The organism is Rhodospirillaceae bacterium (assembly GCA_028819475.1).
GTDB lineage: Bacteria > Pseudomonadota > Alphaproteobacteria > Bin65 > Bin65 > Bin65.
The window spans coordinates 38,337-57,320 of the sequence record JAPPLJ010000019.1 but is presented as its reverse complement, the minus strand read 5'-3'; the positions used below and the strand labels follow the sequence as shown (position 1 = coordinate 57,320).

The window sequence follows — 18,984 nt, the reverse complement described above, 5'->3', positions numbered from 1 at the left end:
GCTCAGGTCTGCCCCGTACCGCTCATCTGCCCCCCGCCCATCTGTCCCCCGGTCGTTTGTTCGGCATGCAGGCGGGCGAAGGCGCCGCCGGCCGCCACGAGGTCGCTATGGCTGCCGAATTCCACGACCCGGCCCTCGTCCAGCACATAGACGATGTCGGCATCGGCGATGGTGGAAAGCCGGTGGGCGATGACGACTGTCGTCCGGCCCCGGCGCAGCGAATCCAGCGCGGCCTGCACCTGGCGCTCCGATTCCGTATCGAGCGCCGAGGTTGCCTCGTCGAGCAGCAGGATCGGCGCGTCCTTCAGGATGGCGCGGGCGATCGAGATGCGCTGGCGCTGGCCACCGCTCACCTGAATCCCGAGGCCGCCGACGCGGGTGTCGTATCGCTGCGGCAACTCCATGATGAAATCGTGCGCCGCGGCGGCGGTGGCGGCGGCGACGATGTCCTCTTCGGAAGCGCCCCGTCTGCCATAGGCGATGTTGGCGCGGATCGTGTCGTCGAACAGGCTGGTTTCCTGGCTGACCAGCCCGATCCGGGCGCGCAGGGACGCCAGGGTCACGTCGCGCACGTCCTGTCCGTCGATGAGCACCGTGCCGCTGTCGACATCGAAGAAGCGGGGGATCAGGTTCAGGACCGTCGTCTTGCCGGCGCCGGACGGGCCGACCAGCGCGACCGTCCTGCCGGCCGGCACATCGAGCGTCACGCCCTCGCCGCCGCGCCCGAGGGCCGGCGTCGCCACGCTCCCTCTCCGGTCGTAGGCGAACACGACATTGTCGAGCCGGATGCCGCCCGCGCCGGACACCAGCGGACCGGCGCCCGGCCGGTCGACGATTTCGGGCTCGATATCCAGCGTGGCGAACACCCGTTCGGCGGCGGCCAGCCCCTTCTGGAGATTGGCGTTGAGCCGTGCCAGCCGGCGCACCGGATCGTAAGCCAGCAGCAGGGCGGCGAGAAATCCGGCGAAGTCGCCCGGCGTGCGCGCCTCGGCGATCACCTGGTAGCCGCCATATAGCAGGACGGCGGCGATCGCCACGCCGGCGATCGCTTCGAGCAGAGGCTCGGTAATCGCCCGGATCTTCTCGGCCTTGTAGTTCAGGCGGAAGATGCGCCGGATGACGGATGTCGCCCTCCCGGTCTCGTAATCCTCCATGCCATAGGCCTTGACGTGGCGAATGCCCTGGAAGCTCTCGTCCTGCAGGGTGGTGAACTGGGCCATCTCCGCCTGGGTATTGGCGGAGACCTTCCGCATGCGCTGGCCGATCCGGTACACGGGCAGGGCGACGAGCGGAAACACGAAGAAGGTGATGCAGGACAGGATCCAGTCGATCCAGAACATGGCCGCCACCAGCGCGATCACCGTCACGATGTCCCGCCCGATGCTCACCACCGTGTCCGAGAACAGGCTGCGCATCGCGCTGGCGTCGTTGGTGAAGGCGGAGATCAGCCGGCCGGTCGGCGTGTTGTGGAAAAATCCCAGGTCGGCGCGCATCAGGCGGGCGAACATGGTGTCCTGGATGTCGGCGACCGAGCGGTGCCCGACATAGGCCATCATCGTCACCGCGCCGTAGGCCGCTCCGCCCTTGACGACGAACACCAGCGCCGTCGCCAGCGCAATGAAATAGAGCTGGTTGTAGCGCGGATCGGGCGAGAACAGCCCGTCGATCGCCCGGGTCAGCCAGGCGCTCTCCACCGCCGCGCCGCCGCTGAAGGCGCTGTCCAGCAGTTCCTTCAGGATGAAGGGAATCGTTGCCGTGCAGGCCGAAACCAGGCCGAGCAGCGCAAAGGCCAGTACGATGCGCAGCCAGTAGCGCAGCAGGTAGTCGCGGACGAGCCGCTTCACCATCGGCAGCGTCCTGGCGTCGAGCGGCAGTCTCCCTGCGGATTTCGATCCGGCGGCCAAACGGCGGCTCCTGACGGTTTCGATCGGGCGGTTTTCTATCATGTCGGCGCACTCAGACGCAGAATCGCCGGCGAGCGCGCGTCCCTATGTCCCAAAGCGCCGGATCGCCGCCGCGCCGCGCGCGAAGGGCCGCAGCTACTCCCGGCGCAGCACGAAATCGACCAGGGCGGTGGCGAGGGGCCGCGGCCGGAAAGCGGCTTCGAGCGCCACCGGATCGTAACTCTCGGTAACCCAGGCCAGGAAATCGACGCCGGTTTCGGCCTGCGCCCGGCCGTATTCCAGCACGAGGGCCTTGCCGATGCCGGTCGGCCCGGCGCCGATATAGCCGTAGCGCCAGCCGAACTGCTTCAGCGCGTCGCCGGCCGCGCCGCCGCGCATGAGAATATACAGCGCCCCCATCAGGCCGGTCCGGTCGATGCCGGACTTGCAATGGATCAGCGCCGGATAGTCGATCCGGTCGAACATCCCGGCGGCGTCCAGAAGCTGCTGGCGGCGCGGCGCGCCCCGCGACGAGAGATGGAAATCGACCTGGGCGATCCCGGCTTTCGCGGCAGCTTCCCGCTCCAGGAGATAGTGGCCGCTCGCGTTGGCGCGGCGCAGGTTGACGACGGTGCGGATGCCGGACCGAGCGGCACGGCGGACCTGGAACGGCGCGGGCTGGTTGGAGCGGTACAGGCCGGGCGCAACTTCGTGCCAGTGGCGGTAGGCGAGGCGCAGAAAACCGTGATCGAGGATCAGCAATTCCAGCCACGCCGCTATCCGCCCGAACGGCCTGTCGAACGGATCCTCGGACGGTCCGCGGTCGATTTGCGCCGCAGGAGCGGATTGCCGGCCCGGGGAGCGGTTGTCGGTCATCGGCCTTACTTCGGTGCGGAACGCCCCGTTGGCAACGCGCGAATCGGTGCTTGCGGCCCGGCGTTGCGGCGGCGCGCGCGGTCCGCGGCAAACGCGCGCCGGGCCGCCTTGATCGGCCGCCGGTCAGGCACCAGTTTCGGGAACCGGCACCCCGGCCGGTGCTTCGGCAAGGGAGCGTGCGCATGGCCCGCCTGTCCCTGTTCAACAGCCCGTTCCTGCTCGGTTTCGACGAGTTCGAACAGACCGTCGACCGGATCGCGAAAGCCTCCGCCGACGGCTATCCGCCCTACAATATCGAGCAGACCGGCGAGAATGCGCTGCGCATCGTGCTGGCCGTCGCCGGCTTCACGATGGACGATCTTGCCGTCACCGTCGAAGGCCGCCAACTCGTCGTCCGCGGCCGGCAGGCCGAGCGCGATGACCGGGTCTACCTGCATCGCGGTATCGCCGCGCGCCAGTTCCAGCGCACCTTCATGCTGGCCGACGGGATCGAGGTGGAGGGCGCCGCGCTCGAAAACGGCCTACTCGGCATCGATCTCGCACGCCCCGCCGTCGAGGAGGCCGTGCGCAGCGTACCGATCCGCCCCGGCGCGAACGCCACCGGCGGCAAGGTGCGCACGAAGCCAGCCGGGACGATCGACGCGGAGGCGGACGAGGGCGGCCGCTGACCGGGTGGTCGAACTCGGCGGCAAGGCCCCGCAATATCCCCGCATCCTCATTCAGACCGACGCCTGCCCTGCAGCAATACCACCCGTCATATCGACCGGAGCCGCCCGAATGGGCGGCGGAGCGGAGATATCTTTCTTCCACGGAGCCGGGTTCGTAGCACCGTGCGAGAAAGATTTCTCCGCTTCGCCCCGGATTCAATCCGGGGCTACGGTCGAAATGACGGTTGGGGATGGTGCGAGCGTCGCGACAGGCGCGACTCATCACGATTCTGCCGTCGCGGGCTCCGTTCTCCTCTCCGCGGAGCGAAGGCGAATCAGGCGCGGCCGGTTCATGCTGTCGTCGAAGTAGAAGTCCACGGCTTCCCGGACGTTTCGGCGAAGCTCATCCAGTGTGTCGCCTTCGGTGTGGATGCCGAAGCCGAGCGCGCTCGCCGAATAGCCACCGTCGAGTTCGTCTTCGCTGACTTCGAAAATGATCTCTGACTCTGACATCGCTCGCTCCGCCTGCCGACACCCCGTTTCCGTCGGTTACGAACATGCGCTAATCCAGGTCGGCCGCCAGCGACTCCCGCACCGCCGCCGGCATCACGGCCATGTGGGCGTAGTTCTGATGGCCGACGCCGACGATGGCCTCGCCCGCGCCGGACGTGCCCGCTTTGAAGGCGGCGGCTTGGGCATCGGTGAACGGGAAATGCACGAACTGGACAGAAGAGGATTTGCCGTCGGCCGTCGTGCGGTCGATATCGTCTTCGGGGATCCCGGCGACCTCGTATTCGCCGAATCGGATGAACATGGTTTCCTCAAAACCGCCGAGCCGCCCCAGGACGGTGCGCCGCCGGCGCTCGTCGTCGATTTCGATCATCACCGTCGCGACCAGTTCGCGGCCGTTCGGGATCAGCGGGTTATAGGCCGCCAGCTCGTCGGCGATCTGGTCTTCGCCGCCCTTCTCGATGAACAGCATCTCGTGGACCTGGTGCCACATGGTGGCGCGGTTCTCGAAGTAGAATGTCGCGAAGGGGCCGACCTCGACCCGCCGGTTCCTCTTCACCTGCGCGATCTCGCGGCGCTTTTCCGCGCGCACCGTCCCGTAGTCGGCCATCGCCATGATGTCGGCGCGCGTCAGCACGTTCATTTTCGGCCCGCTCCGTTTTAGATTAGAGTAATTCTAATATAAGGGCGAACGTCAGTTCGGCAAGGGGGCGATGCCGCCGGCGACCTCTAGGCTGGCCTGCACCAGGGCATAGCCGGAATCGGCGTCGATGCGCAGCCGCGGGCCGTCCGGCGTCATCTCGCGCCACGGCATGGCCTGCGGCGGCGTCCGCCCGGCGGCGCGGGCGAGCGCGTCGGCCACGGTTCCGCTCAGCGCCAGGTCCATCAGGTTCAGCCGGGTGGCGAAATAGAGCGAATATTTCCGGTCCCGGTCGGCGGCGTCGATGACGTCCTGCGGCCGCGTCCACAGGCCGTGCACCGTCTCGCTGCCGTCGTGGCTCAGCGTCTGGTCGGGCGGCACGGCGGCGAGGAAGAACATCGTGTCGAACCGCTTGGGCCGGAACACCGGCGTCACCCAGCGGGAAAAGGGCGCCAGCCCGGCCATGTCCAGGCGCAGGCCGTGGTCGGCAAGGAAGCGGGCGAAGGGAATCCGGTTGCGGCCGATCGCGTCCCGGAACCCGGCAAGCGGCGCCAGTTCGGCGTCGGTCAGCGTGGCTCCGTTTCGGTGGGCCAGCAGGACGCCGCATTCCTCGAAGGCCTCGCGCACCGAGGAGACGGCGAAGCCGAAGGCCGCGTCGTCCAGATCGCCGCCATTGTCGGCCAGCGCGCGCAATTCGGCCGACGAATCCTCGGGCGCGACCTTGCCGCCGGGGAACACCATCGCGCCGGCGAAGGCGCCGACCCGGCCGCTGCGCTCGACCATGAACACTTCGAGTCCGCGCGCGCCGTCGCGCAGCAGCAGGACGGTGGCGGACAGCAGCGGCGCGGATATGTCCGAGGGATCCATGCCCGCGTCCATGCCGCGGGCTTCCATGGTCTGGATCATCGTGGGGGCGTCACGGGTAGGTGCGGAAGCTCACGGTGCCGTCGCGCGCCATCTGCTCGACCAGCGCGACCTCCCACACCAGATATTCCTCCATTTTCGCCCGGACCTCCTCGTCGGTGTCGTAGGGCTTGTACCAGACGTCGTTCGGCTCCGTCGTCGCCAGGGTCATCCGGCCGTCGTCCGGCTCGACCGGCTTGCCGGCTGCGCGCCAGGCCTCGAGCCCGCCGGCCAGCACGGCGAAATCGTCCTCGATCTCCAGGCCGGACAGCGTCGTTGCCGCGAGATGGGCCATCCGGTCGTCGTCGGCGTAGAGCACGATCCGCGCATCGTCGGGCAGCAGCGCTTCGTCGAGCCGGCTGCGCAGGCCCCACCAGGCGCCGGGGATGTGGCCGCGGCGGTAGGTCAGGCTGTCGGACAGGTCGAGGATGTGATCGTCCGGCTCCAGGTCGTCCGGGCCGATCGTCTCCCACCGCTCGATCTCCGGCGCCGCCGGCGGGCGCGGTCCGGTCTCGACCGGCCAGTCCCCGATCGCGCCGCCATAGACGTGGACGTCCGTCCAGCCGAGCTGAATCAGCCAGGAGGCGGTCATCACCGCACGCACCCGCTCGTCGTCGAACAGGACGATCCGGGCGTTGCGGGTCGCGACATACTCGTCGGTCGCCTGGACCAGCTGCCCGCCCGGCGCGTGGCGCGCGCCGGCGACGTGGCCGGCTGCAAACTCCTCGGGCGTACGTACGTCCAGCAGATAAAGCGTACGTACGCCCTGTTCGGCCTGCCAGCCCTCGACCGCGGCCTTGCCGGCGAAACGGACGCCGAAGCGTTTGGCGACCGCTGCGGCACGCTCCTGCGCTACCGCCACGGCATCCGGCGACGGATCGGGGCCGAAGCGCTCCGCACCGTGCTCGCAGGAAAATCCGGCCAGTTCCCAGCCCATCGTGCCGTCCTTCAGGGCGGCGACTTCGTTGGGGATGCCGGCGTTGATCAGGCTCTGGGCGCCGATGATGCTGCGCGTCCGCCCGGCGCAGTTGACGATCACCAGCGTCTCCGGCTCGGGCGCGATCTCGTGGACCCGGTAGACCAGCTCCGCCCCCGGCACGTCGATGCCGCCGGGGATGTTCATGCGCCGGTATTCCTCGACCGGCCGGCTGTCCAGGATCACCATGTCCCGGCCCGAGCGGATCAGTTCGTCGAGTTCCGGCGCCGGCACGCGCGGCGTGTCGTAGGCGTGTTCGACGAATTCGCCGAACGCCTTGGACGGTACGTTGACGCCGGAATAGAGTTCGTAGCCGGCCTCCGCCCAGGCTGCCGTGCCGCCTTCGAGGATGCGGAGATCGCCGTAGCCGAGCGCGTCCAGAACCTCCATCGCCGCGCCGGCGATCCCGGACGGCCCGTCGTCGCACAGTACGATGCGCACGCTCTTGCGCGGCACGAGGTCGAGGATCAGCAGCTCCAGGCGCGACAGGGGAATGCAGACTGCCCAGAACAGGTGGGAATGATAGAAGACGCCCTGCTCGCGCACGTCGATCAGCGCGAGTTCGTCGCCGTCCTGCAGGGCGGCGTGCAGGTCCGCCGGGGAGATGTAGAGGCTCATGGCATGTTCCGGGGGATCGTTCCGGGAAAATTTCCGGGGGAAATCAGGCGCCGCGCGCCTCGATGATGCCCTCCTGGGCCGGGAAGTTGCGCCAGCTGCCGTCGTCGTCCCGGAAATACTCCCGCTCGTGGAGACGGTCCAGCGCCAGGCCATACATGTGGAAGTTGACGACCCGGTTACCGGTCCCGACATGGATGGAGTGCAGTTCGTCCGGCAGGAAGGCGACCGCCGTGCCCTGCCGCACCACCCGCCAGCCGGTCTCCGCCACGCCGCCGTCCGCGGTGCGCTCGTAAAAGCGGTTCAGCTCGTCGCCGCGGATGCCGGCAATCACCGCCCAGGTCGTGTGGTTGTGCGCCGGCGTATCGAGCGCGCCGCGCGCCGACTGGACGTAGAGGGCGAAGCGATGGTCGTCGTCCTCCGCGATCCGGTAGACGTTGGCCGGAAATTCGACATCCCCGTCCGGCGGCGGGAAGTCCTCCGCCGGGAACAGGTCCGTCCGTTCGGCAAGGTCGAGCAGCAGCCGTTTCATCCGGGCCAGCCCGTCGCGCGTGACACCATGGTCGCGCTCGATGGCGCGGATGTCCGCCACCGCCGCCGCGACGGCGCGGCCCCGTTCTTCCCGTCGCGCTGCTCCGTTCTCCGCCATGGCGTTTTTCCTCCTCCGGTCAGGCCAGCAGGCCCGTCGTGCCGTCATATACCAGCTTGATGCCGATGCCGAACAGCAGGACATAGGCCGCAATGAAGAAAAGGCGGTCGGAGATCCGGGTGTGCAGCCAGACGCCGAGCAGCGTCCCGGCCACGGCCAGCGGGAACAAGGCCGCCGATACGGTGAGATTGGTCGCCGGGAACTGCCCGAGCAGCCAGTAGGGCACCAGCTTGACATAGTTGATCGCGGCGAAGAACACGACCGTCGTCGCCTGGTACAGCGTCTTGTCCAGCTTCTGCGGCAGCAGGTAGACCGCGACCGGCGGCCCGCCGTTGTGGGAGACGAAGCTGGTGAAGCCGGCGACCGCGCCCCACAGGCCGCCGCGCAGGACGTTCGGCGCGCGCGCCGGCCGGCCGGACCGCCGCGCGCCGAGCCAGGTTCGCAGCGCGAACAGGATCGCGATGACGCCGATCAGCACCCGGATGGCGTCGGCGTCCAGGTGCCGGAAGGTCAGCGCGCCGGCGAGAATGCCGATCATCGCGGCGGCGATCAGGATGCGCATGTTGCGCCGGTGCCAGCGGCCCCAGTAGGCCTTCAGCGACATCAGGTCGATCAGGCAGAGCACCGGCAGCAGCACCGCGGCGGCGATGCGCGGGTCGACGACCAGGGAGAGGATCGGCACGCCGACCGTGCCCAGCCCGCCGCCGACCCCGCCCTTCGATATGCCGACGATCAGCACAGCAGGGACGGCCGCCGCCCAGAACCAGGGATTCTCGATAAGCATGGCGCGGGCATAGCCGCCCGGCGACCGCACGGGAAGGGCCCAAAACGCAACGCAGGGGCGCGCGGGGTGGGTTTGGAAGGGAGCCGGGCCGGACCTTGCCGTGCCTCCGATTCTGCATCCCTGCCGCCGGCAGGCCCAAGCGAAGGAACTGTCTTGACGATGTAACATAATGTGTTACTATCCAACATGATCCGGAGTTTCCGGCACAAGGGTCTTTCCGAGTTGTTCGGACGGGGCCGCAGCCGCCATGTCCGGCAGGATCTCCATGCGCGCTGCCTGCGCCGGCTGGAAGTTCTGGACCAGGCCGAATCGCTGGCCGACCTGCGCGTGCCGGGATTCGATTTTCACGGTCTCCGCGGGTCGCCCCGGCGCTTCAGCATCCATGTCAACGGCCCCTGGTGCATCACCTTCGAATGGCGGGACGGCGAGGCGCTGCGCGTCGATCTCGAGCAGTATCATTGAGGAGGAGAAGGAATGACGGAACACAGCGTAGAAAGGCCGCTCCGGCGTCCGGCAGTCCATCCGGGAGAGGTTCTGCGCGAGGATGTCCTGCCGGCGCTGGGGCTGTCGGTCAGCGCGGCGGCGCGGCGGCTCGGGGTTTCGCGCCAGCACCTTCACCGGATTCTGTCCTGTACGCATCCCGTCTCGGTGGAAATGGCGCTGCGGGTCGGCCGGCTCGTCGGCAACGGTCCGGGACTCTGGCTGAGGATGCAGCAGAATTACGATCTGCGGCGGGCGGAACGGGAGTTGAAGAACGAACTTGAGAAGATAACGCCAGCCGAAGCGCGCCCGTCCGCGTCGACGGTCCCCGCGCCCTGAACGCCATCGGACGAGGTTCACCCAAAAACCGCCTCGTCCTGCACCGCTTCCTGGGTTGGGAAGCCGGTAACCGCCTCTTGCCGAAGCCATAGACCCCGCCATGCCCCGTTTTTCCGCCAACATTTCGATGCTGTTCGCCGAATGCGACTGGCTCGACCGGCCGGCCGCCGCCGCTGCGGCGGGGTTCGGGGCCGTCGAGATCCAGTTTCCCTACGACCGGCCGGCCGCAGACTGGCAGCGGGCGATCGGGGCGGCGGGGCTCGCCGTCTCGGTCATCAACGTCCCGGTCGGCGACATGCTCGACGGCGGGCCGGGCCTCGCCGCGACGCCGGGCCGGCAGGCCGCCTTCCGCCGGGCGGCGGAGACGGCGCGCGACGTCGCGGCGGTGCTCCGGCCGCGCAACGTCAACGTGCTCGCCGGTTTTCCCGAGTTGCACGGTTTCGGGCGGGCGCGCTGCCTGGCGACGCTGGCGGAGAATCTGCGCGTCGCGGCGGACCTCATGGGCGGGATCGGCATCGGCGTCGTCGTCGAGGCCGTCAACACCGTCGACCGGCCGGGTTTCCTGCTGTCGACCAGCGAACAGGCGCTCGAAGCCATCGACCGGGCCGGCCATCCGAACCTGGCGCTGGAGCACGACCTGTATCACATGGCGATCATGGAGGGCCGGCTGGTCCCGCGGCTCGAAGAGATCCTGCCGCGCATCGGCCATATCCAGTTCGCCGACCATCCCGGCCGGCACGAGCCCGGCACCGGGGCGATCGACTTTCCCGCGGTCTTCGCCGCGCTCGACCGTCTCGGCTACGACGGCTGGTGCGCCGCGGAATATGTGCCGAGCCGGGTTACCGAGGAGACGCTGGGGTGGATGGTCGACTAGAGCGGCGGAAATTTCAGGCTGCCCTGCTGTCGACCGTTAATCTTCTGAATCAGGGCACCAGTTCTGCCGCTGGCCGCGGCGATACGGTCTGCCGTGGCCCGCTTCGATCAGTAGAGCCGAGAGCGTCTTTCCGTTTAGGATCAGATCGGCTTTCACGCGCCCCCTACCTCCTTCCCATTCCGGATTCCGCACGAGGATTCGTTCAGCCTTGGTAATTTGCATCTCGGTAAAGTCTCTGGCCGCCTGGCCGATCCTCTTCTCTGACGGACATTTTGCATAACGGCCAATCCCTGGCGTGTCGGCGCTGCGCAGCCGCACCCTGATGTGGGCTAATTCGGGAGGCAGGCCCGGAACCTTGACCTCGACCGTATCGCCGTCGATCACCCGCGTCACCGGCCAGAGATAATCCTCGCCCCGGGCGGGAGTCGTGCATAAGACGGCGGTCAGCGCGATTGCGCCGACCGCCGGTGCCGCCCGCAAAATCAAGCGAAAAAACGGCTTCCGCTTGACATAGGTCAAGACATCCCCTCCAGCCAGGCCACAAACCGACTGGGCCCGGCCGAGGGCGCCGGGCCATTGTGACCAACTCGCAGAGAATGCAGAGATGTCCCGCTTATTCGCCTGAACGCAGGAAGCTATCCCGCGTCGGGCATCAGGCTGTTCTATTCAGCGGGTGACCCGACCTAGCAGGGCCTGCGAGCGATCACGGCGCGGATGCTTTACTAAATCGATAGTGCTGTCAAGTCGCGCGCGCCCCGTCGAAACGGTTCGGCGGGGCGTCTGCCGCGGCCGAAATGGCGGCGGCTGCGAAACCGTTCGGAGGAATGCCGGCCGGTCGAGGCACGCCGAATCGCCGTTCGGCTCGCGGCGCATAAATAATTCCTATATTTCCGTCGAAATTCGTAAGCTCCGCCTAACGAAAAAAATATAATTACCATTGTTCGGCGCAAATATGAAAAATTCTGCGCGTTTTCGCCGGTGTCCGAAATATACTTCCGGAACGCCGATGCGCTGGGAAAAATTGCCGATTGTGCGAGGGGACATTGCGCCGCAGGCAATAAATCGGAGCGTCGTGCGGCAGAGGCGGCAGCTTTTGCTTGCGTATGCCGGCCGAGGGGCCGGAGCGCAATGACGGTGCCCGGCGCAACGCCCCAGGACATTCGTAGCCGCTGGTAAAAGCCTTGCGTCAATCCGTTTAACGGCCTATAAGTTGCTGGTTTGTTCGAACTGCCACCGGCCGGCGGTGCACCGTGTTTCTCCGAACCCTTATCTGCATTGCCCCGATCTGCCTCATGTGGCTCACGGCGACGTTCGAGGCTGGGGCCAGCCTCTGTACGTCGCGCCCATTGCCGGATCGCTGTCTGGAATCGCTGCCGGCGGAACACTGGGGCAGGACCTACCGGCTCAAGCCGCTCGACCCTGCCCGGTACCAGGAAGCGGCGCAAAATTGTGCGCCCGCCATCCGGCGAAACCCGAGCAACACCTCGCTGCGGGTTGCGATCGCGACCGTATTGTTCAATGCAGGAAAAAGGGAAGAAGCCGGCCGGCTGCTGTCCGCGCCGGATCTGGAGAACGATCCGCTCGCCCTCTATTCACGGGCCGATTTTCTTTACCGCGCATGGAACGGCCGGGACAAACTTCCGGAATTGGTCAGGCTTGCCGAACGGGCAGTCGCCGCCGGAAGCCCGGATGCGGTCGTGCTGCTCGGATACGCCTACGAGGAGGGCATCGTGTGGCAGGCCGACGAGGGCGCCGCCTACTTCCTCTACCTGAAGGCGGCCCGGCAGGGCTGCGCGGAAGGGATGGTGAAGGTCGGGATGTATCGCCAGTTCGGCACATATGTGGAGCGGAACTGGGAGAAGGCCCTGAAATGGTATCTCCGCGCCGCGGAAGCCGGCGATGCCTTTGGAATGTTCAGGGCCGGATACGTCTATGACGAAGGACCTGCGGATCTGCGCGATACGGCAAAAGCGATCGCCTGGTACCGCCGCAGCGCCCGCCTCGGATTCGAAGACGCAATGCTCAACCTGGGCTGGATGTACCGCCACGGAAAGGGCGTCAGACAGGATTATCGCAGGGCGCTGTACTGGTACCGGAAATCCTACCGGGCCGGCGTACGACATGCCCTGAACAATCTGGGTGTGATGTATCTGAACGGCCTCGGCGTCGGCAAGGATACGCGCCGCGCCAGAGCCTATTTTCTGGCGGCTGCGGCGGACCGGAGGAACGTCGCCGCCATGCGCAACCTGGGCTATCGATACGGTCTGAGCGGCAGCCCGGCGAATCGGTCCGGGCCGGCGGCCTATTTCTGGCTCTACGCCGCCTACCGCCGGACCGACAATGCCGGCATTCGCGCCGACCTCAGGCTCGACCTCATCGATCGTGAACGGGCCTTGTCCCGGACCGGAGCGCGGCGTGTCCGGAAAGATGCCGTGAATTGGCTCAACGGCGGCGCGCTGCGGTCCGGGTACCGGAAGGGGATACCCGATTTGGCGGATGTCGGACCGCCATAGCCGTTACGGTTCCGGCTGCTCCCGCGGTGGGCTTGGCACGCCGTTTCGCGGCGCCGCGTCGCGGAACCCTTCGGCGGCGGCGCGGATCAGGGCGGGGCCTTCGTAGACCAAGCCGGTATAGAGCTGGATCAGCGTAGCGCCGGCGGCCCGCTTGGCGGCGGCGTCCGCGCTGCTCGCGATGCCGCCGACGCCGATGATCGGCAGGTCCGGGCCGACCCGCTCGCGGAAGGCCTCGAGCACGGCGGTCGAAAGCGCCATGAGCGGCCGGCCGGACAGGCCGCCGGCCTCGCCCGCCAGGGGCGAGCGCAGACCGGGCGGACGGGCCACGGTCGTGTTGCTGACGATCAGCCCGTCGAGCAACGGCGTCTGCGCAATCCCGGCGATATCGTCGATGTCCGCCGGCTCCAGGTCCGGCGCCACCTTCAGCAGCAACGGCCGCCGTGCCGGCCCCGAATTCTCAAGGGCGGCCCGCATCGGCTCCAGCAGGCCGCGCAGCGCCGCCGCATCCTGGAGCGCACGCAGGCCCGGCGTGTTGGGCGAGGAGACGTTGACGACGAGATAATCGGCGTAGGGCGCCAGCCGGCGCGCGCCGGTTGCATAGTCGGCCGCCGGATCGTCGCTCCCCCTGTTCGCGCCCAAATTGACGCCCAGCGGCCCCGGCAGCGGCCGCCGCCGCAGGCCGGCGAGCCGCCGCTCGGCGCGGTCCAGCCCCTTGCTGTTGAAGCCGTAGCGGTTGATGACCGCGCTGTCTTCCGGCAGGCGGAACACCCGCGGCCGCGGGTTGCCGGGCTGGGGTTGCGGCGTCACCGAGCCGACCTCGACGAAACCGAAGCCGAGCGCAAAGGCTGCGCGCACCGCCTCGGCGTCCTTGTCGAAGCCGGCGGCGAGGCCGACCGGGTTGGGAAAATCCAGGCCGAACGCGCGCTGCGGCGCGCTGCGGTGCGGGCCGCCTTCCAGGGGCAGCCGCAGCGCGTCGGCGCCGCGCAGCAGGCGGACCGTCCAGCGGTGAGCCGCTTCCGGCGGCAGCAGGCGCAGCAGGCGGACGGCCGGTTCAGCCAGCGTCATGGCGGCGCCTTTCGCGGCCGGAGCTTTCGGGACCGTTCGGGCCGTCAGGCCGCCAGGCGTTCGATCGCTTCGGCGAGCGCGACCGTCCGGTGCGCCTCTTCGACATGGAGGGCCTCGATGAGTTTGCCGTCGACCAGCACGACGCCGGCGCCGGCCGCTTCCGCTTCGCCATGGGCGGCGATGATCCGGCGCGACCATGCGATCTCGGCGTCGCCGGGCGCGAAGGCCCGGTTCGCGGCGGCGATCTGTTTCGGGTGGATCAGCGTCTTGCCGTCGAAGCCCAGGTCGCGGCCTTGCCGGCAGGCCGCTTCGTGGGCCGCGTCGTCGCCCAGGTCGAGCGATACGCCGTCGAGGATCGCCAGGCGGTGGGCGCGCGCGGCGAGCAGCGCCAGGCCGAGGCTCGGCAGCAGCGGCTCGCGCCCCGGCACATGCCGGGCCTGCAGGTCCTTCGCCAGATCGGACGTGCCCATCACCAGGCAGCTCAGGCGCGGGCCGGACGCGGCGATCTCTTCGGCGTGGAGCACGCCCATCGGCGTTTCGATCATGCACATGACCGCCATATCGTCCGGCGCGCCGCAGTCCGCCATCAGCGCCTCCAGATGCCGAACCTGCTCGGCGCTTTCCACCTTGGGCAGCAGGATGGCGTCGGCGCCGCAGCCGGCGACTGGCGGCAGGTCGGCATGGCCCCAGCCGGTATCGAGGCCGTTGATCCGGACGACGACTTCGCGCGCGCCGTACCGGCGGGTGGAAACGGCGGCGCAGACCTGCGCGCGCGCCGTCTCCTTGGCGTCGGGCGCAACGGCGTCTTCCAGATCGAGAATCAGGACGTCGGCGGGAAGGTTCTGCGCCTTTTCGAGAGCGCGGGCGTTGGCGCCGGGCATGTAGAGAGCCGAGCGGCGCGGCCTTGCCCTATTCACAACGCGGCGAGCGGGCGTAAAATCCATTGACGACGGCAGGGTCCCGAAGAAAAGCTGTGTCCATCTAGCGACCGCCCGCCGGGCCCGGCACGTTGACACAAGGCCGCACAGCACGGCGCGTTCGTCCGGCGACCGGAGCGGAACGCCGGGCGCACGACCGGCCCGCTGGTGTTTCCCGCGGCCGTACCGTCGGCCGTTTTTTAGTGGGGCGAGAGCGGCCGGACGGCCTCGCCGCAGCCCCGGATCACGGAGCGCAATGCACGTTCTTTCGATCCAGTCCTCGGTAGCCTACGGCCATGTCGGCAACGCGGCGGCGACGTTTCCGCTGCAGCGGCTGGGCCACGAGGTGTGGCCGGTCGCCACGGTCAACTACAGCAACCATCCGGGTTTCGGCAGCTACCGGGGCGGCGTCTACCACGCCAGCGATGTCGCGGAGATTCTGGACGAGCTGGAACGGCGCGGCGCCTTCCATCGCTGCGACGCAATATTGAGCGGCTTCCTCGGCGCTGCGGCGACCGGGCCGGTGCTGCTCAGCGCGGTCGACAGGATCAAGCGCACCAATCCGAAGGCGCTGTACGTTCTGGATCCGGTCATCGGCGATGCCGAGCGCGGCATCTATGTCGCGGACGGCATTGCCGAATTTTTCCGGGACGAAGCCCTGGCACGCGCGGATATCGTCTTGCCGAACCGGTATGAACTCTCCCTGCTTTCCGACCAGGCGGCGGGAAATGACGAAGCGGCGGTGCGTGCGGCAACGTCCCTCATGGAACGCGGCCCGTCGGTCGTTGTCGTTACCGGTCTGCGGCACGAAACCGAAATCAGCGTGCTGCTGGTCACCGCCCGGCAGGTTTGGAAGATAACGACGCCGCTGGTCGACATTCCGTCCCATGGCGCGGGAGACACATTTGCCGCCCTGTTCCTCGGCGCTTATTTCGACCTGCAGGATGCCCGGGCCGCTCTCGACCGGGCAGTCAGCTCGATGTACGGCGTATTTGTGGCGACGCAGAAGCTGAACCGGGATTCCCTTGCGCTCGTTCGGGCGCAAATGGAGATCGTCGATCCGAGCGAACGTTTCGCCGCTGTGCCCGTCTGGGCCGACAAACCGGAATAACGACGGACTCCTGTGGATTTCATACTTTTTGCCAAGGGCGTGATCGCCGGATTCGTCATTGCGGCGCCGGTCGGCCCGGTCGGGATCATGGTCGCCCAGCGCACCCTGTCGAAAGGGATTCCGGCCGGGCTGATCGCCGGCGCGGGCGGCGCGCTGGCCGATACCGTCTTCGGGGCGATCGCCGCCTTCGGCATCACCTTCGTCGCCGCCTTCCTGCACGAGATCGAGCCCAGCCTGCGCCTGGGCGGCGGCATCCTGCTGATCCTGCTCGGCCTGCTGACGGCGCTCAAGTCGGTCAAGACGGACGCCACGCCGCGCCTGTCCGTCACCCGCAGCTTCGGCGATTTCGTCGGCACCTTTGTGCTCACCATCACCAACCCGGCGACGATCGCCAGCCTTGTCGTCGTGTTTCCGGCCCTCGGCGCCATCGTGCCGGAAGGCGATCTCCCGCGCGCCTGGACGCTCATTCTCGGCGTTTTTGCGGGGTCGACCCTGTGGTGGCTCACCCTCGCAGCCCTCACCAGCCTGTTCCGGACCGGCCTGAACGACGCGCGGATGCAGACGATCAACCGGATTTCCGGCGTGGCGATCGTCTGTTTCGGGATCGTCGTGCTGGTCAGCGTGACCCGTCTGGGCAAATCGCTGCTCGATCTGGCGCCGGTATAGCCCGGGTGGCGGCCGGCCGTTGCGTCACGCCGCCGGGCGCGGCGCCTTCTTCATGCTGCGCAGGTCGATGGCGGCCGGGTTCTTCGCCGGATCGCCGCCCAGATCCTTCAGGTCGGCCTTCCTGATTTTGTTGGTCGCGGTGACCGGCAGTTCGTCCAGGAACAGAACCCATCCCGGCGCCTTGTAGTAGGCGAGCCGGGCGAGGCACCACTCGACCAGGCTGCGGGCCGTCGCTTCGTCGCGTTCCCCGTCGCGTTCCCCGTCGCGTTCCCCGTCGCGTTCCCCGTCGCGTTCAGGGCCGGCAGCGGGCACGACGCAGGCCATGACCTCTTCGCCGCGCACCGGGTCCGGCGCCGCGATGACCGCGACCTGCGCCACGGCCGGGTGCTTGACGAGTTCCGTGTCGACCTCCAGCGCCGCGATATTCTCGCCCGACCGGCGGATGATGTTCTTGTCGCGGTCGACGAAATAGAAGCGGCCGTCCGGCGCGCGCATCGCCACGTCGCCGGTGTGAAACCAGCCGCCGCGCCAGTCCCGCTCGGTCGTCGCCTCGTCCTTGTAGTAGCCGGAGAAGAACAGCCGGCGCGGATCGTCCGCGGACTTGCGGACGATCAGGCTGCCGGGCGTGCCGTCGGGCACTTCGTTGTCATCGTCGTCGACGATGCGCGCCTCGCAGCCGTCAGGCCGGCCGATACAGCGCTTGCCCGGATCGTGAGGCGGCCGGTTGGCCACGATGGTCGCGCCGGCGCCGGTTTCCGTCATCGCCCAGCCCTCGATCAGGGGGAAGCCGAAGCGCTCCTCGAAGGGGATATGCTGGGCCGGATCGACATTGGCGCCGAAGCCGAACTTCACCCGGTTGTCCCGCTCCGCCGGGTTCTCGGGCAGGTTGAGCAGGATGGCCGGCATGACGCCGAGATAGTGGACGATGGTCGCGCCGGTATCGCGCACGTCCGACCACCAGGTCGAAGGATGGAACCGGTCGAGCTGGATCAGCGTGCCGCGCGCCAGCAGCATAGCGACGACGGAGCAGGCCATGGCATTCATGTGGAACAGCGGCAGCGGCGTGAGCATCCGTTCCCTGCCGTATTCGACCGCGGCCAGCCCGCCCTGGTCGACATACCAGCGGCCGACCCCGGCGTAATAGTCATTCGAAAGCATGCAGCCCTTGGGCCGGCCGGTCGTGCCGGAGGTGTACATGAGGGCGCATTCGCTCGCCCCCGTCGGCGCGTCGCCGCGCGGCGGCGGTGGCGCTTCCGGCGGCGGATCGTCTGCGCGGACCGCCGGGAGGCAACGGCCGGCCGCCGCGGCGGCCGTCTCGAGGTCGGCGACGCGCTCCGGCACACCGACGGCCAGGACGCAGTCGCTGTGGTCGAGCAGGTAGGTCAGCTCCGCGCTGCGGTAGTAGGGATTGACCGGGACGACCGAGACGCCCAGCGCGTTCAGCGCCAGCCAGTGGACGATGAAGTCCGGCCGGTTCTCCAGCAGGATCGCGACACGATGGCCGTGGCCGTAGCCCGCGGCGGCATAGGCCGCGCGCCTGTCTTCGATGCGTGCCAGTCCCTCGGCATAGGTCAGGGTCACGCCACCGGGCGCATAGGCCCCGGACGCGGACGGCGGAATGACCAGGAACGCGCGGTCCGGCGCCTCGGCGGCGGCGGCCCTGAAGAGTCCGTAGACCGTCGGGTCGGTCATTGCCCGAGAAAATCGTTCATCGCGCCGTCGCTCGGCCGGGCGAAGCTGGACCGCCGGCTGACCGTCGTACCGTCGATCGCCTTCAGCCTGACCGCGCTTTCGATCTGCTTCACCAGGATGTTGATGCCGTTCAGGACCGGCGCTCCGCCGACATTGAAGCCGTGCTCGGACGCCAGGAGCAGCATCGGCAGGCCGCCGGCCGGGATCAGGGCGTCGACGCCCTCGTCGACGAAGGGCTGCGCCTGGGCGACGAACTGGTCGCGGATGCCTTCGTAGACCGACCGGTCGGAAAGTGCGGCGACGTAATCGAGCGGCGAGGTCGTCATCGCGCGCACGCCGGTCATCCGGCTGCCCAGCCCGTAGGCGGCGATCTGGTCCTCGTGCCACGGGATGAACACCGGGTGGATGGTGACCAGGCCGGTCTTGCGGGCCAGGGTGCAGGCGTGGAGCATGGTCGTCTCGCCGAGACCGAGCACCGGGATATCGACGACCGATTTCGATTCCATCAGGCCGGAATCCTGAAAATGGCCGACGGCGAAGGCGTCATAGCCTTCTTCCTGCGCGCGCACGGCATTCTTCACCACCTGCACGCCGAGGCGCATCTCCGTGATCGGATGCACGTTGGTGGCCGAAGGATACAGGGTATGGACGACGATCTCGGTGTCCGGATCGGCGACCGACCCGAGATGGGCCTTCAGCCGGTCCAGATAGGCTTTCGATTCGTCCTCGTGGGTGAAGCTCTGATACCAGATTCGCATGGCGGTTTCGTCCTCGGCCGGCCGTCCCGGCCCTGCCGGGCAGATCGGGCAGCCGGCGCGCCGGGCCGCCGGTGACACGATCGCGG

20 protein-coding genes are annotated in these 18,984 nt (G+C 68.1%); 7 read left to right on the top strand and 13 right to left on the bottom strand.

Annotated features, from left to right (window positions below; translation table 11 throughout):
• Positions 1-2: 2 nt before the first annotated feature.
• Together OXM58_04180 and OXM58_04175 are read right to left on the bottom strand one after the other, a co-directional pair.
• Complete coding sequence (locus OXM58_04180; GenBank protein ID MDE0147547.1) at positions 3-1,946, bottom strand: ABC transporter ATP-binding protein; 1,944 nt, start codon at positions 1,944-1,946, stop codon at positions 3-5.
• 93 nt (positions 1,947-2,039) lie between these two features.
• On the bottom strand, positions 2,040-2,759 hold the full coding sequence (locus tag OXM58_04175) for a sulfur transferase domain-containing protein (protein ID MDE0147546.1): 720 nt from the start codon (positions 2,757-2,759) through the stop codon (positions 2,040-2,042).
• A gap of 182 nt (positions 2,760-2,941) precedes the next feature.
• Here OXM58_04175 and OXM58_04170 point away from each other — a divergent pair, with 182 nt between their 5' ends.
• Positions 2,942-3,427 carry an Hsp20 family protein gene (locus tag OXM58_04170; protein MDE0147545.1) on the top strand — a complete coding sequence of 162 codons (486 nt, stop codon included), beginning with the start codon at positions 2,942-2,944 and terminating at the stop codon, positions 3,425-3,427.
• Positions 3,428-3,688: 261 nt separating this feature from the next.
• Here the strand turns inward: OXM58_04170 and OXM58_04165 are convergent, their stop codons facing one another.
• Genes OXM58_04165 through OXM58_04140 form a run of 6 tightly spaced genes read right to left on the bottom strand, consistent with a single transcriptional unit; the run spans position 3,689 to position 8,513 of the window.
• A complete protein-coding gene (locus OXM58_04165) occupies positions 3,689-3,919 on the bottom strand; it encodes a type II toxin-antitoxin system HicB family antitoxin (protein ID MDE0147544.1) in 231 nt (76 codons plus the stop codon).
• Positions 3,920-3,968: 49 nt separating this feature from the next.
• Positions 3,969-4,559, bottom strand: coding sequence for a DUF3501 family protein (locus OXM58_04160; protein MDE0147543.1), 591 nt, complete (start codon positions 4,557-4,559; stop codon positions 3,969-3,971).
• 51 nt (positions 4,560-4,610) lie between these two features.
• Positions 4,611-5,462: a hypothetical protein gene (locus OXM58_04155; GenBank protein ID MDE0147542.1), complete on the bottom strand. Its 852-nt coding sequence runs from the start codon at positions 5,460-5,462 to the stop codon at positions 4,611-4,613.
• A 10-nt stretch (positions 5,463-5,472) separates the two neighbouring features.
• Positions 5,473-7,053, bottom strand: a complete 1,581-nt coding sequence (locus OXM58_04150; protein ID MDE0147541.1) for a rhodanese-like domain-containing protein — start codon at positions 7,051-7,053, stop codon at positions 5,473-5,475.
• Positions 7,054-7,096: 43 nt separating this feature from the next.
• A complete protein-coding gene (locus tag OXM58_04145) occupies positions 7,097-7,699 on the bottom strand; it encodes a cysteine dioxygenase (protein ID MDE0147540.1) in 603 nt (200 codons plus the stop codon).
• 19 nt (positions 7,700-7,718) lie between these two features.
• Positions 7,719-8,513 carry a sulfite exporter TauE/SafE family protein gene (locus OXM58_04140; protein ID MDE0147539.1) on the bottom strand — a complete coding sequence of 265 codons (795 nt, stop codon included), beginning with the start codon at positions 8,511-8,513 and terminating at the stop codon, positions 7,719-7,721.
• 156 nt (positions 8,514-8,669) lie between these two features.
• Here OXM58_04140 and OXM58_04135 point away from each other — a divergent pair, with 156 nt between their 5' ends.
• From OXM58_04135 to OXM58_04125, 3 genes are all read left to right on the top strand, one after another.
• Positions 8,670-8,945 carry a type II toxin-antitoxin system RelE/ParE family toxin gene (locus tag OXM58_04135; protein MDE0147538.1) on the top strand — a complete coding sequence of 92 codons (276 nt, stop codon included), beginning with the start codon at positions 8,670-8,672 and terminating at the stop codon, positions 8,943-8,945.
• 12 nt (positions 8,946-8,957) lie between these two features.
• On the top strand, positions 8,958-9,302 hold the full coding sequence (locus OXM58_04130) for a HigA family addiction module antitoxin (GenBank protein ID MDE0147537.1): 345 nt from the start codon (positions 8,958-8,960) through the stop codon (positions 9,300-9,302).
• Positions 9,303-9,402: 100 nt separating this feature from the next.
• Positions 9,403-10,176 carry a TIM barrel protein gene (locus OXM58_04125; protein MDE0147536.1) on the top strand — a complete coding sequence of 258 codons (774 nt, stop codon included), beginning with the start codon at positions 9,403-9,405 and terminating at the stop codon, positions 10,174-10,176.
• A 36-nt stretch (positions 10,177-10,212) separates the two neighbouring features.
• Here the strand turns inward: OXM58_04125 and OXM58_04120 are convergent, their stop codons facing one another.
• Positions 10,213-10,695: a thermonuclease family protein gene (locus OXM58_04120; protein MDE0147535.1), complete on the bottom strand. Its 483-nt coding sequence runs from the start codon at positions 10,693-10,695 to the stop codon at positions 10,213-10,215.
• An 827-nt stretch (positions 10,696-11,522) separates the two neighbouring features.
• Here OXM58_04120 and OXM58_04115 point away from each other — a divergent pair.
• Positions 11,523-12,689 carry a tetratricopeptide repeat protein gene (locus OXM58_04115; protein ID MDE0147534.1) on the top strand — a complete coding sequence of 389 codons (1,167 nt, stop codon included), beginning with the start codon at positions 11,523-11,525 and terminating at the stop codon, positions 12,687-12,689.
• A 3-nt stretch (positions 12,690-12,692) separates the two neighbouring features.
• On the opposite strand, the gene OXM58_04110 is transcribed toward OXM58_04115, so the two are convergent.
• The gene (locus tag OXM58_04110; protein MDE0147533.1) at positions 12,693-13,754 is read right to left on the bottom strand and encodes a quinone-dependent dihydroorotate dehydrogenase; all 1,062 of its coding nucleotides are present in this window, start codon (positions 13,752-13,754) and stop codon (positions 12,693-12,695) included.
• Positions 13,755-13,798: 44 nt separating this feature from the next.
• Complete coding sequence (locus OXM58_04105) at positions 13,799-14,698, bottom strand: CoA ester lyase (protein MDE0147532.1); 900 nt, start codon at positions 14,696-14,698, stop codon at positions 13,799-13,801.
• Positions 14,699-14,927: 229 nt separating this feature from the next.
• On the opposite strand from OXM58_04105, the gene pdxY reads away from it, so the two are divergent.
• Positions 14,928-15,782: a pyridoxal kinase PdxY gene (pdxY, locus tag OXM58_04100; GenBank protein ID MDE0147531.1), complete on the top strand. Its 855-nt coding sequence runs from the start codon at positions 14,928-14,930 to the stop codon at positions 15,780-15,782.
• 12 nt (positions 15,783-15,794) lie between these two features.
• Complete coding sequence (locus tag OXM58_04095; protein MDE0147530.1) at positions 15,795-16,448, top strand: LysE family transporter; 654 nt, start codon at positions 15,795-15,797, stop codon at positions 16,446-16,448.
• Between the two features lie 24 nt (positions 16,449-16,472).
• Here OXM58_04095 and OXM58_04090 read toward each other — a convergent pair whose 3' ends face one another.
• Together OXM58_04090 and OXM58_04085 are read right to left on the bottom strand one after the other, a co-directional pair.
• Positions 16,473-18,140, bottom strand: a complete 1,668-nt coding sequence (locus OXM58_04090; GenBank protein ID MDE0147529.1) for an AMP-binding protein — start codon at positions 18,138-18,140, stop codon at positions 16,473-16,475.
• Positions 18,137-18,898, bottom strand: a complete 762-nt coding sequence (locus OXM58_04085) for an aspartate/glutamate racemase family protein (protein MDE0147528.1) — start codon at positions 18,896-18,898, stop codon at positions 18,137-18,139. Before OXM58_04085 ends, OXM58_04090 begins: the two co-directional genes overlap by 4 nt.
• Positions 18,899-18,984: the final 86 nt, after the last annotated feature.